Source organism: Pseudomonas paracarnis (assembly GCF_904063055.1).
GTDB classification, from domain to species: Bacteria; Pseudomonadota; Gammaproteobacteria; order Pseudomonadales; family Pseudomonadaceae; genus Aquipseudomonas; species Aquipseudomonas paracarnis.
Genome location: NZ_CAJFCN010000004.1, coordinates 282481 through 295094 on the forward strand (window position 1 = coordinate 282481; position 12614 = coordinate 295094).

A 12614-nucleotide genomic window follows, 5' to 3' on the forward strand; every position below is an offset into this window, starting at 1 on the left:
ACTTTCAAGGAGCAGAACCGATGAAAACCCGACACCGCCAAGGCGGCTTCACCCTTTTGGAAATGCTGGCGGTGATCGTGCTGCTGGGCATTGTCGCGACCATTGTGGTGCGCCAGGTCGGTGGCAATGTGGACAAGGGCAAGTACGGCGCGGGCAAGGCGCAACTGGCCAGTTTGAGCATGAAGATCGACAGCTACGCCCTGGACGTGGGCGCGCCGCCCAACAACCTGCAACAGCTGCTCGACAAGCCGGCCAGTGCTTCGAACTGGGCCGGCCCCTACACCAAGCCTTCGGAGCTGAAAGACCCGTTCGGCCACGGGTTTGGCTATCGCTTCCCCGGTGAGCACGGCGCCTTCGACCTGATCTTCTACGGCCAGGACGGCCAACCCGGCGGCGAGGGCTACAGTGCCGACCTGGGCAACTGGGAATAACCCGCCCGTGGCCCAGCGAGGCTTTACCCTGCTGGAGATGCTGGTGGTCATCCTATTGATCGGCATTGCGGCGGGTTTGTTGGGGCTGGGTGTACGGCAAGGGCTGCAGGTGGCCAAGGAGCGGCGGGTGGTCGCGCAGATGGTCGAGGCGCTGCGCGCCACGCGCGCGAGCGCCATCGTCAGCGGCCAGGCGACGCACACTCGGTTTGACCTCCAGGGCCGCACATTCCAGGCTTCAGGGCGTGCGTCACAGCAGTGGCCAGCGCAGGTGCAAGTGACCTTGCACAGTGCCGAGCAGGCAGGGTCCGCCGTGGTGTTCTATCCCGACGGCAGTTCTAACGGCGGCAACCTGCTGCTGGCCAACGGCAGCCGGCGTTGGCGCATCGATATTGGCTGGCTCACCGGCAGTGTGCAATCCAAGGCGCTGCCATGAAGCACCAGGCCGGCTTCACCTTACTGGAAATGCTCGCCGCCCTGACGTTGATGGCGGTGTGCAGCAGCGTGTTGCTGGTTGCCTTCGGCCAGAGCGCGCGCGCCTTGTCCCAGGTGGCCCGCAGTGACCGCCTTACCCATGCCGCGCTCACGCTGCTGGACCAGGAAGCTGCCGGCCCGCTGATTGAAGGAACCCGCCAAGGCCAACTCGACGGCATCCATTGGCAACTGACCAGCACCCGCCAACAGCCGCACCTGTTTCGTCTTGACCTGAACGTGCGTGAAGGCGCGCATCAGGCGCACTTCAGCACTTTGAAGGCGCGCCTGTGAAGCGCCGTGAGCAGGGTTTCACCCTGCTGGAAGTGCTCGTGGTGCTCAGCTTGCTGTCGGTGTTGTTGCTGCTGGTGAGCGCAGCGTTGCTGGGGGCCAATCGGGCGGTGGCCAAGGCCCAGGCCTACACCGTCAGCCTGGATGAAATGCGCGCCACCCAACAGTTTTTGCGCACCTCGATCAGCGAGGCGCTGCCGCTAAAGCTCACTGACGATGACAGCCAGGCCGAAGGTTTTTTTATCGGCACGCCTGAGCGTCTGCAATTTGTGGCGACCTTGCCCGGTGTATTGGGCGGGGGGATCCAGCGCTTTACCCTCCAACGGGTCGGGCAGGATTTGCAGGTGGCTTTTTCGCAGAGGGCATCGCAGGCCAACGCGCAGCGCGATGAGCCGCAGGTGCTTTTGCACAACGTCGAGGCGCTGCAGTTCAGCTATCGCGGTGTCTCGCCACTGGGCCAGCCCACCGACTGGTTGAGCCCGTGGCCCTGGCCCCGGCGCTTGCCCACAGCGGTGCGCATCGACGCCACCGTCGACGGGCCGGTGCCATGGGTCGCCCAGGTGGTTGCGCTGCGCCTGAACCTGTCCAGCGCGAGCAGCGAAGAATGAAGCGCCAACGCGGTGCGGCCCTGTTGCTGGTGTTGTGGGTGCTGGCCTTGCTCAGCGTATTGCTGGGTGGCCTGGCCGGGTGGGTGCAACTGCAAAGTCGCCAGGCGCTGTGGCTGCGCCAGCATACCCAGACACTATTGGCCGCCCAGGCCGGTATCGCACAGGTCATGGCGCAAGGGCAGTGGGTGGCGGACGGGCGTTCTATGGCGCTGACCTTCGACGACGCCCGCTTGCAGGTCAGTCTGCGCAGTGAGCGTGGCAAGTTGTACCTGGTCAACGCTGCCCCCCAAGACCTCACGCGCCTGGCCCTGGCCTGCGGCGCCACACCGGTTCAGGCCCAGCAGTTGGCCAAGGCCCTTGAGACGCGGCGCCATAAGGGCCTGGCGCCGTTTCGGGTACTGGAGCAAGTGCGTCAACTTCCCGGCATGACCCAGGCGCTCTACAGCGAACTACTGCCGGAAATTACCTTGTGGAGCGACCTCGACCGGCCCGCTTCGGCATTCGCCAGCCCCTTGATGCGCAAGGCGCTGAACCTGCCACGCCAGGACGCCGAGGGCGTCGACCCCGGCCAGGTCGTGGAAATCGACAGCCGCGCCGAGCGCCCCGGCGGCTATCAGGCACGCCTGCGACTGACCCTTTTATTAAGCCCTGCGGAGGACAGCGCACAGCCCTATCGGGTGGTGCGGTGGCAAGAATGATTCAACTCGAACCAATTGCCCGCTATTGGCGCGGCAGCCTGCTGCAACAAGGCTGGCGCCTGTGGCTCACAGAGTTACGCGGCTGTGTGCCGAAGTGGCTGGCGTTCCAGGACCCGCCCGAGCACGTTCATCACTGGCCGCTCACGGCACCGGTGGTGCCAGGCAATGCGCGCCAGGTGCTGATGCTTGCTCCTGATGCTGTGTTGCAGCAAAGCGTGCAACTGCCTCTGGCTGCCGCGCGCAACCTCGTGGAGGTGGTTGGCTATGAACTGGACCGCTATACCCCGTTCAACGCCGAGCAGCTCTACTTTGTCGCCCGCCTGGAGCAGCGCACGCCCAGCCACCTGGAGGTGAGGGTGGTGGCGATCCTGCGCGAGCGCCTGGACCAGGTCCTCACTGACTGTGCCGCCCTCGGCCTGTACCCACACCGTGTGGACGCGGCGGGCCTGGGTATCGACCTGCTGCCCGCGCCGTTGCGCCCGCGTTCACGTTCTGCCGGCAAGCAATTGCAGCGCAGCCTGCCGTGGTTGTGCGGCGCGTTGCTGATTGCGGCGATGCTGTTGTGGCTCAACGATCGCCAGCGGGTACTCGATAGCATGCACGCCACTGTTCAACAGCAAAAAGCCGAGGTCGCGCAGGTGCACGCCCTGCGCCAGCAACTGCTCAACACCCGTGGTGCGGCGCAGTACCTGTCCCAGCGCAAACGGGCGCAACCCCCCCTGGCCGGCCTAATGAATGACTTGACCAGCTGTCTGCCCGCCGACACCTGGCTCGACCAATTGGACGTCAAGGACGGCGAGGTGAGCTTTTCCGGCCAGAGCGCCAAGGCCAGTGGCCTGATCAGCCGCATCAAAGGCTGCCAGCGCTTGGACAACGCGCAGTTCGAAGGGGTGATCCAACCCGACGCACGCACCGGCAAGGACCAGTTTGCCTTGCGTGCCCACTTACGCCAGGAGGCCGCCGATGCGCCGACCCCTCACACGCCGTGAACGCCGCGGCGCCGCCTTGTTGACCCTGGCGTTGGTGCTCGGCGCGGCCTATTGGCTGTTGATCGACAGCTGGTTCGCCGGGCCGCTGCGGGCCATGGGTGAACAGGCCGAACAGTTGCGTGAACAGCAGCAGCGCTATGCCAGCGTCATACGCCAGGGCGATGCCTTGCGCGAACAGCTGGCGCAGGCACAGCAAGACCCGGCCAGCAGCGCCAGCCTGTTGCCGGGGGACGACCCGGACGTGGTCGCCGCCGACCTGATGCAGCGTCTTGCCGACCTGATCAACAGCCACGCCAACCTCGGCGGCGGCTGCAACCTCACCCAGCGCAAGCCGATCACGCCTGAACAAAACGACAGCGAGCCCTATCGTCAGGTCAAGGTCAGCCTCACGCTCAATTGCGCCATCGAACCGCTGACCGCGATCCTGCATGGGCTGGAATATCAGCCGCCTTTTCTGTTCGTCGATGAGCTGCATATTCGTCGCGACAAACAGGCGCCAGCCAGTGGTGGGGCAGGCAAGCTGGCGGTGCAACTGCTGGTGCGCGGCTACCTGCAACCGGCGCGGGTGGCACCATGATCGGCCCATTGCGTCCTCTTGAATGGGGCTGGCTCGGCGTGGCCGGGCTCTTGGGATTGTTGATGGCGATGATCCTCAGCAGCATCGGCGATGCCCCGCGGTGGTTACCCGATGCGCCGGTGCACGCGCCACCCTCGTTCCAGGTGCAGGCCGCTCCCACGCCGGCGTTGCGAGACCTTGCCGGTACCTGGCAAGCGCCGCTGTTCAGCCCGGATCGCCGCCCGGACCTGGAGGTGGGTAAAACCCAGGTGGCGAGCCTGGCCAACCTGACCCTCAGCGGCATCATGATCACCGGCAACCTGCAAATGGCCATGCTCAAGCAAGCCGGTGGCCCAACGCTCACGGTGCGCTTGGGCCAGGCGTTGCCCAACGGCTGGCGCCTGGAACACCTGACCCCGCAATACGCTCGTTTTGCCCTGGACGGGCGCACCCAGACCCTGAGCCTCTACGGTAAGCGGTTACCCCTGATCTCACATCCCCGCGAGTCTCTCCCTTGATTGATATGCGCACTTCGCTGTTTTGCCTGGCTACCGCCGTCTCCCTGAGCGGCTGTGGCTCTTTGCCCGACACCCTCGACCCGGACGACGACCTGCTGCACGAGGCCCTGCAGGGCACCGGCACACAACGCCCGGCGCTTCAGGCGCCTGTGGCCGAAAGCCCTCCACCTGCCACCCAGGCTCCGCCGCAGCGCCAGCTGATTCGTGGCAATCAAGCGTTTGTGCGCCAGCCCGCAGCGCCGGCAAACGTGCCGCAGCAGGGGGGCGACATCGTGTTCAACTTCGCCGACCAGCCCATCGAGGCCGTGATCAACAGCGTGATGGGCGACCTGTTGCACGAGAACTACAGCATCGCCGAGGGCGTGAAGGGCACTGTCAGCTTCTCCACCTCCAAACCCGTGGACAAACAGCAGGCGCTGTCGATTCTCGAAACCCTGCTATCCTGGACCGACAACGCCATGATCAAGCAGGGCAACCGCTATGTGATCCTGCCGGCCAACCAGGCAGTGGCGGGCAAGCTGGTGCCGCAGATGCGCGTGGCGCAACCGGCCAGCGGCCTCTCGGCACGTCTGTTTTCACTGCGCTATATCTCGGCCACCGAGATGCAGAAACTGCTCAAACCCTTCGCCCGTGAAAACGCTTTTTTGTTGGTGGACCCGGCGCGCAATGTCCTGAGCCTGGCCGGCACGCCCGACGAACTGGCCAACTACCAGGACACCATCGACACCTTCGACGTGGACTGGCTCAAGGGCATGTCGGTGGCGGTGTTCGGCCTGCAACGCGCCTCGGTGGCCGAGCTGATGCCCGAGCTGCAAGCCATGTTCGGCGCGGACAGTGGCACACCCCTGGCCGGCATGCTGCGGTTCTTGCCGGTCGAGCGCACCAACTCGGTGGTGGCGATTTCTTCCCAGCCCCAGTACCTCAGCGAAGTGGGCGACTGGATCCGCACCATCGACGAGGGCGGCGGTAACGAGCCGCAGATGTATGTGTACGACGTGCGCAATATGAAGGCCGCTGATCTGGCCAAGTACCTGCGGCAGATTTACGGCAATGGCGCGATCAAGGATGATGCCCCGGCGAAGGTCGCGCCGGGCTTGCGTACCACCACCCTGTCCTCGTCCACCAGTGCCGGTTTGCAGGCGAGCGCCCCGGTGCCCGCAGCCGAAGAACCTGAATCCGAGCCTGCCGAAAACACCCAGGCATCGCCCACCAGCGACCTCGAAGCGGGCACGCGCATCACCGCGCAAAAGAGCAGCAACCAACTGCTGGTACGCACCCGCCCGGCGCAATGGAAAGAGATCGAAGCGGCGATCAAACGCCTCGACAACCCACCGCTGCAAGTGCAGATCGAGACGCGCATCCTGGAGGTCAAACTCACCGGCGAACTGGACCTGGGGGTGCAGTGGTACCTGGGCCGCCTGGCCGGCAATTCCACCAGCACCACGGTGGCCAATGCTTCCGGCAGCCAAGGCGCCTTGGGCGGTGGCGGGGCAGGGCTGGGGGCGGCGGACTCGTTGTTCTACTCCTTCGTCAGTTCCAACCTGCAAGTGGCCCTGCACGCCCTGGAGACCAACGGCCGCACCCAGGTGCTATCGGCGCCATCGCTGGTGGTGATGAACAACCAGCCGGCGCAGATCCAGGTGGGGGACAACATTCCCATCAGCCAGACCACCGTCAATACCGGGGACGCCGACACCACCTTGAGCAGTGTGGAATATGTGCAGACGGGGGTGATTCTGGATGTGGTGCCGCGCATCAATCCGGGTGGGCTGGTGTACATGGATATCCAGCAACAGGTCAGTGATGCCCAGAACCCGACGGGGAACAGTGAGACGCCGGTGAACCCGCGTATCTCCACGCGCTCGGTGTCCACCCAGGTGGCGGTGCAGAGTGGCCAGACGGTATTGCTCGGCGGATTGATCAAGCAGGACAACGCTGAGGGCGTCAGTGCCGTGCCTTACCTGGCGAAGATTCCGGGGTTGCGCTGGTTGTTTGGCAATACCGGCAAGTCCAAGGACCGCACGGAGCTGATTGTGCTGATTACGCCGAGGGTGATTACCAGCAGCAGCCAGGCGCGGCAGGTGACGGATGATTATCGCCAGCAGATGCAGTTGTTGCGACCCGCCCAATAAGCCCTCTCCCACATTGATCGTTCCCACGCTCTGCGTGGGAATGCCGCCCTGGACGCTCCCCGTCCCATCTGCACAACGTGACGCGGAGCGTCACAGGATGTATTCCCACGCAGAGCGTGGGAACGATCATCACGGCAGGGCGTCACCCTATTGCTGCAACAGCAACGCCTGCTGCTTGAGCTTGCGTTTCTGCGCAAACGGCAAGCTCTCATCATCCCCATACGGCGCGCTGTACCAGTTGCCGTAGCTGGGGTTGGGCAGCAGGAACCAACGCTGGCCTAGCCAATTCACATAGGGTTCGACGGCCTTGCGTTGTGCATCCAGGGTGTTGTGCTCGGCCTGCACGAAATCGCCCAGGGAGTCTCCGGCCATCAACAGCACGCGGGCATGCCTGGCGACCCACTGACGGCGGCACTGCTTGCCGTAGCCCGCGCTTTCGCAGTGGCCGGTGGGGGTGCTGGCCGCCAGGATCTGTGCGTCGCTCTCAATCGGGAAACCGCGCAAACGCAGGTTTTTGGCCGTGGCCGCGACCTGGCTGTGTTCTCGGTTGGTGAGGTAGTAAACCTGGATGCCTTTTTGCCGGGCCGCCTGCAGGAACGCCACCGAGCCTGGCAGTGCCTGGGCCTTGGCCTGGTCGACCCAGGTGTTCCAGCGATCATAGGAATAGACCTGATTATTGATGATGTCGCGGGCGTTGAGGGGCACGTTGTCCAACAGCGTTTCGTCGATGTCCACCACCACCGCCGGGGGCAGGCCGGCCAGGTTGCGTGGGGCAAAAGGCAGGGCGTCCCAGCTCGGGTCGGCGAGGGCAACATCCAGTTGGCGGGTGGCATTGGCGAAGAGCTGGCGGTAGATCAGTTCGTGCTCGATGGACGTCTGGGTCCAGAGCACTGCATCGAGTTGGTCGTTGGCCGGGGGTGTTTGCTGGCAGCCTGCCAGAGCGGTGGTCAACAGGCAGACACTGGCGAATAACAAGTTACGCATGAGCAAGTCTCGCAGAGGGTAGGCGCGTGGTCAGCACAGTAGCGCAATTACCCGCACAATCAAGGCGTGCACACCAGTGACTGGCGCTCATAGTTCAGCGCCTTGTTCTGCGGTGGTAACGCATAGGTGGCACGACAATGCTGCTCACCCCACTTGATGATCAGCGTGCCCTGATCCTCTTCCACCAGTGCCAAGGCATTGCCATTCGGATCGGCAATCGCCAACTGCTTGCCATTGGCGTCTTCCAGTGAGGCACCAAACGACAGCGGTTGATGCTGGGCATCAAACAACTCAAACAATACGCGACGCCCGCTAGTGCCACTGTAATGCGCCACCACGATGGCGCCACGGCGCGGCACCAGCTGCTGGGTGGCGTTAGTGATTTCCACGTCGCCTCCCAGATCGCGAGTGTCCAGGCTGATCCAGTTGACCCGGTAAGGTTGCGCAGTGGGCACCACCGCATAGCCGTTGTAACCGGTTTCCACCCCGCTGTAGCTGCTGATCTTGGCCCCAGAGACGCCTGGTACTTCGGCCAGGGCGAAGGTCTCGCTGACCGTCTGCCCCAGGTTGACGCCACCCGCATGAGCCACCACGGAGCCTGCGAGGTTGAAGTTCTGTGAGTTGTAGCCCTGGCCCTGGCTGTAACCGAGGCTGACGTCTGCCACGGCGGTGCGACTGTTGATGTTCACCGAGCCTGAGTCGCCGCTGGTGTCACTGTGGCCGGCCTGCACCGAATAGAAAGTGTCGCTGGTATCGGCCACGTAGCCATTGATGCCCGCTTGGGTGGTGGTATCGCCACGTTGGTGGCTGGTGGTGACAAACGCCCGTGGCGCGCGGGCCTGGCTGCCCAGCGGGAAAGACACCGACAGGTTCACCTGCGTGTCGCTGCTCGGCTCGCCCCAGGTGACGATCTGCTTGGTGCGCGTCACGCCAAGGTTGTAGCTCAGGTCGCCCCAGTTGCCGGTGTAGCCCGCGGAAAAGCTCTGGGAGCCGCCCCGATTCCAGTAGCGTTGGTCGCTGGCGTTCACATACAGGCTGCCGAATTCGCTGTTGCGTCCGATGCTCTGGTTGATGGTCAGGTCGGTGCGGGTTTTCGAGTGGCCGGTGCGTACGCGCAGGTCTTCGCTGCTGTCTTCCACATGGTCGGTGAGGGTGCGATAGCCCTCGGTGGAGTAGCGATAGGCGGCCAGGGTGAAGTTGGTATCGGTGCCGGCAAAGGTCTTGGCGTACAAGGCGCGTACGCTGCTGCCCTGGGAGGTTCGCCCCTGGGCCTTGCTGGACGAATGGGTGGTATCCAGGGAGAACGCACCGAACGAGGTGTTCCGGCCGGCGCCGATCGACAGCGCGCTGTAGTCCTCACTGGCTTGCACACCGACAATCCCACTGAGGTTGCTGGTCAAGCCGTAGGCCAGCGTACCGCTGAGAAAGCGCGGGGAGGCCAGGCCATCGGCATTGCTTTTGAACGTGCCCGCCGAGACGCTGTATTTCACCTGGCCTTCGCGCACCATGATCGGCAGGCTGGAGAACGCCTGCATCGTCACCCGGCGCGTGCCGTCGGCTTCAATCACGGTGATTTGCAGGTCACCGTTGGAGCCGCTGGGGTAGATATCGTTGATCTCGAACGGGCCTGGCGCGACGTTGGCGGTGTAGAGGATGTAGTCGTTCTGGCGGATTTCCACCGTCGCGTTGGTCTGCGCCACCCCACGGATTACGGGTGCATAGCCGCGCTCGCTGTCGGCGCGCATGCCATCATCAGAGGCGAGCTTGACCCCGCGATAGCGCACGCTGTCGAACAGGTCAGTGTCGGAGAAAATCTCACCGGCGCTGAACTGGCCCTTGATCGCGGTGACGTCATGCTGCAAGTAAGTGCGGTTGCTGGTGAAGGTGTTCGAGCGATCGGTGCCGCCGCTCAGGTTCGACTCGTTGCGCAGGCGCCAGGCCCCCAGGTTGATGCCGTTGCGCAGGCCCAGGTTATTGGCAATGCGGGTTTTATAGTCGCCGGCGGTGCGGCTGCTGTTGAGCTGGTAGTTGATGAAGGCGGCGGGCACACCGTCGTCCCACAACTGTGGGTCGACATACCCGCGCAAGCCACGCTGCATCGCCACCTGCGGGATGCTTGCGAGCAGGCGCAGACGGCTGCTGTCGTAGCGCACGCTGGCGTCTTCGATCATGTCGGTAAGGGCGTAGCAGTCCTGCGGCTGCTGCGGGTCAAGTTTGCCCTCGGCCTGCAAACGGTGCAGGTCGATACCCAGTTGCTTGAGCAGGTCGAGGGTCAGGCAGGCTTCTACACGACCGTTTTTCGGGTTGCGCTTGAAATCGATATCGCGTCGGCCCACCAGCATTTTGTTGCTGTACAGGTCGACGCGGTAATTGCCCGGCAGCACGCTGTTGGCCGAGAGCAATTGCTGCAAGTCCACCGGCGACTGCGAGCCTTGCAGGAAGGTGGTGTTGAAGGTTTGCGCAGCGTCATCGGCCATGGTCAGACTGGGCAAGCTGGCAGCAATCGCCAGCGACAGCGTCTTCAACTTCAATACGCCACGTGCGGGCCTGTTGCTGGAAAGAAAAGACATGCGAAGACCTATGACATCCCTGATTGACGGACAGTCGGGCACGCAAACACGCACGCGAAGTGAGCTTGTGAGTTAGCGAAAGTGCTTAGGGGTTAAGTCGCGATTCAGTCGCATACGCCGGTAGCGCAGTGCCGCTAGACAGTGGCGCGCTGTAGTGATTCTGCGCGCCGTAATCATTGATGCTGGAAAACGACAACCGCACCGGCCCGCTGGCAACTGGAGCACTGAGCGCAAACTGTTTTTGTTCGCCGGGTGCAATCATGGTGGAGTCGCTGGCCACTACCGCCTGCACTTTGATGTCGGCCATGGACACGTGGTACAGCGTCGGGTTTTTCACCTGCAACAGGGTTTGGCTGCCGTGTTTGGCCAGCGTCCATTCAAGCTGTGCAGGGGCTTGCAGCGCACTGCCGGTAAGGCCGGCAGGGCGGTAAAAAATCTTGATGCGTTGGCGGATGGCCAACTGCAAGGTGTTCTCGGATTCGCTGGCTTGGGGGATTTCCTGCACATTGAGCCACACCACCGACTCGCGGTCCGTGGGCATGCCGGTGCCCTCATACAGAATGCGCAGCAGTTGTTGTTCCTTGGCGAATACCCGGGCCAGTGGCGGGGTGACGGCAAACGGTGCACGGCTGGCGCTGGCGTCGTTCATGTCGACCCAGGATTGAATCAATACATCCTGGTTACCGTTACGCACGGTGATGTTGGCTTCCTTGTGGTCACCGTCAAACACGATACGGGTGGCATTCAATGAAATGCTGGCGGCGGCCTGGGTAGCCATGAGCAAGCCCAGCAGCCCCAGACATGCGGCGATAGAACGAGGCGGCATGAGGGTTATCCGGTGTAATCAGAAGACAATGGCGAGGCCGCAAGGCCTCGCGCGTTCGGTGCCCGGGGCGCCGAATTATTCGTATTGCAGGATGAACGGCAGGGTGGCGTCACCGCGACCGGCGGTCGATGAACCCGCCGCTGCGGTAGTGACGTAGGCGGCCGCGAAGCTCAGGGTGGCGTCGCCGCCTTCAGTACCGGCACCGTGCATGGTGCTTTCAATGCGTGCGGTGCTTGGCGAGCTGAGGTCAATCAGACTGCCCTTGCTGTCCAGCAGGGCAATACCGACGTTTTGTGCGGTGGCCGAACCCGGGTTCAGGGCCAGTACTTTTTTGCCGGTGACCAGGCCGGAACCGCCGTTGTTGGCGTCAAAGATCATGGCGACCTTGGTGCCCTGGTTGCAGTTGACGTTCAGGTTGAAGTCTTTGGCGGTCACACGACCTGCGGTTGGGTTTTCCGCGGTGCCCATGTCCTTGATCGAAACGTTGCCCATGTCCACCGAAATGGTGCGGTCGGAGTTGGCGCCGTCCACCGAGCACGCGTCGTTGTTGATCACGCCGGTGAAGGTGATTTTGCCGCTGCCGCCCAGGGTTGGCGCTGCTGCTTCACCCTCGGCGAATGCACTGCCGGAGGCCGCGATAATAGCCGAGGCGATAACAGCCAGGGAAAACTTCTTCATGATGATGTCCGTAAGGTTTAGTTGGAAAAAAGTGCTGTTGTTGAACTGCGAGCAAAGAGTAGGCGACGAGGCGGCAGGAGCGAATAAGACGATTCTTATAAGCGCTGGGGCGGGCAGGTTGTTTGCACGGTTGCAGCAGTGAAGAGCCAGAAAACAAAGGTCGAAGCCATTGTCCAGAAATGGCTTGCAAGTTATGCGTTAGTTGAAGATGTTACGTTCCAGGCAATAAGCAAGAAGGTCCTGGTCGCTGCTCACTTCAAGTTTGCGCATGGCCGATACTTTTTGTGCGCTGATGGTCTTTGAACTTCGGTTCTGGCGGCGCGCAATTTCACTCACGCTCATGCCGGAAATAAACAGGCGCAGGATCTCGAACTCTTTGGGTGACAAACTTGTAAAGCGCTCGTCAATTGCCGTGAGGGTCTCTATCACCGAGGTCTTTGGCGGCTCCAGGCTGCGATAGTCGCTGTCTTGGGCGATCGCCTTGAGTGCCAGTTGAATCTCGGTATGCAACTGGCTTTTCTGGATGATGCCGACCACGCCCAGCTCTTGCAGGCGGGTGAGAATCAGGTGATTGGAGATCATGGTCAGGATGAGGATCTGTACCTGCGGGAAGTGCCGTTTGAGGTACTCCACCAGCTTCAGGCCATCGCCATAAGGCGAGTCGCCCGGCATGTTGTAGTCAGTAATCACGATGTCAGCGCCTTGATGCTGCAACAACTCGATCAGGCCGGCCGAACACACGGCCTCGCCGACGACTTGAAAGCGCATGTCACGCTCTACCAGTTCGCGAACGCCAAGCAACACGATCGGGTGATCGTCCGCGATTACCACGTTGAATTTTTTCATAAAGGGCCGTCCGTAGTGC

14 protein-coding genes are annotated in these 12614 nt (G+C 62.7%); 9 read left to right on the plus strand and 5 right to left on the minus strand.

The features are described from left to right. Positions 1–20: 20 nt before the first annotated feature. Genes gspG through gspD form a run of 9 tightly spaced genes read left to right on the plus strand, consistent with a single transcriptional unit; the run spans position 21 to position 6691 of the window. Positions 21–431 carry a type II secretion system major pseudopilin GspG gene (gspG, locus tag JMV15_RS11255; RefSeq protein WP_038450674.1) on the plus strand — a complete coding sequence of 137 codons (411 nt, stop codon included), beginning with the start codon at positions 21–23 and terminating at the stop codon, positions 429–431. A 7-nt stretch (positions 432–438) separates the two neighbouring features. After that, positions 439–864 carry a GspH/FimT family pseudopilin gene (locus tag JMV15_RS11260; RefSeq protein ID WP_038450672.1) on the plus strand — a complete coding sequence of 142 codons (426 nt, stop codon included), beginning with the start codon at positions 439–441 and terminating at the stop codon, positions 862–864. After that, complete coding sequence (locus JMV15_RS11265; protein WP_014719114.1) at positions 861–1193, plus strand: type II secretion system protein; 333 nt, start codon at positions 861–863, stop codon at positions 1191–1193. The genes JMV15_RS11260 and JMV15_RS11265 overlap by 4 nt, the downstream gene beginning before the upstream one ends. Then, positions 1190–1798: a prepilin-type N-terminal cleavage/methylation domain-containing protein gene (locus tag JMV15_RS11270; protein WP_038450670.1), complete on the plus strand. Its 609-nt coding sequence runs from the start codon at positions 1190–1192 to the stop codon at positions 1796–1798. Before JMV15_RS11265 ends, JMV15_RS11270 begins: the two co-directional genes overlap by 4 nt. After that, entirely contained in the window at positions 1795–2496 is a 702-nt protein-coding gene (locus tag JMV15_RS11275) for a hypothetical protein (RefSeq protein ID WP_014719112.1), read from the plus strand. Before JMV15_RS11270 ends, JMV15_RS11275 begins: the two co-directional genes overlap by 4 nt. Further along, complete coding sequence (locus JMV15_RS11280; protein ID WP_038450668.1) at positions 2493–3485, plus strand: PilN domain-containing protein; 993 nt, start codon at positions 2493–2495, stop codon at positions 3483–3485. Before JMV15_RS11275 ends, JMV15_RS11280 begins: the two co-directional genes overlap by 4 nt. After that, the gene (gspM, locus tag JMV15_RS11285) at positions 3460–4062 is read left to right on the plus strand and encodes a type II secretion system protein GspM (RefSeq protein ID WP_032902001.1); all 603 of its coding nucleotides are present in this window, start codon (positions 3460–3462) and stop codon (positions 4060–4062) included. Before JMV15_RS11280 ends, gspM begins: the two co-directional genes overlap by 26 nt. After that, on the plus strand, positions 4059–4559 hold the full coding sequence (locus JMV15_RS11290) for a general secretion pathway protein GspN (RefSeq protein ID WP_038450666.1): 501 nt from the start codon (positions 4059–4061) through the stop codon (positions 4557–4559). The genes gspM and JMV15_RS11290 overlap by 4 nt, the downstream gene beginning before the upstream one ends. A 5-nt stretch (positions 4560–4564) precedes the next feature. After that, positions 4565–6691 (plus strand): type II secretion system secretin GspD, encoded by a 2127-nt coding sequence (gspD, locus tag JMV15_RS11295; protein ID WP_201491487.1) that lies wholly within the window; start codon positions 4565–4567, stop codon positions 6689–6691. A gap of 147 nt (positions 6692–6838) precedes the next feature. Here gspD and JMV15_RS11300 read toward each other — a convergent pair whose 3' ends face one another. From JMV15_RS11300 to JMV15_RS11320, 5 genes are all read right to left on the minus strand, one after another. Next, positions 6839–7675: a 5'-nucleotidase, lipoprotein e(P4) family gene (locus JMV15_RS11300; protein ID WP_201491489.1), complete on the minus strand. Its 837-nt coding sequence runs from the start codon at positions 7673–7675 to the stop codon at positions 6839–6841. A gap of 59 nt (positions 7676–7734) precedes the next feature. Beyond that, positions 7735–10245 carry a fimbria/pilus outer membrane usher protein gene (locus JMV15_RS11305; RefSeq protein WP_014719106.1) on the minus strand — a complete coding sequence of 837 codons (2511 nt, stop codon included), beginning with the start codon at positions 10243–10245 and terminating at the stop codon, positions 7735–7737. Between the two features lie 85 nt (positions 10246–10330). Continuing rightward, positions 10331–11071, minus strand: a complete 741-nt coding sequence (locus tag JMV15_RS11310; protein WP_014719105.1) for a fimbrial biogenesis chaperone — start codon at positions 11069–11071, stop codon at positions 10331–10333. A gap of 75 nt (positions 11072–11146) precedes the next feature. Further along, on the minus strand, positions 11147–11749 hold the full coding sequence (locus JMV15_RS11315; protein WP_014719104.1) for a fimbrial protein: 603 nt from the start codon (positions 11747–11749) through the stop codon (positions 11147–11149). A 198-nt stretch (positions 11750–11947) separates the two neighbouring features. Then, entirely contained in the window at positions 11948–12595 is a 648-nt protein-coding gene (locus tag JMV15_RS11320; RefSeq protein WP_014719103.1) for a response regulator, read from the minus strand. Positions 12596–12614 lie beyond the last annotated feature (19 nt).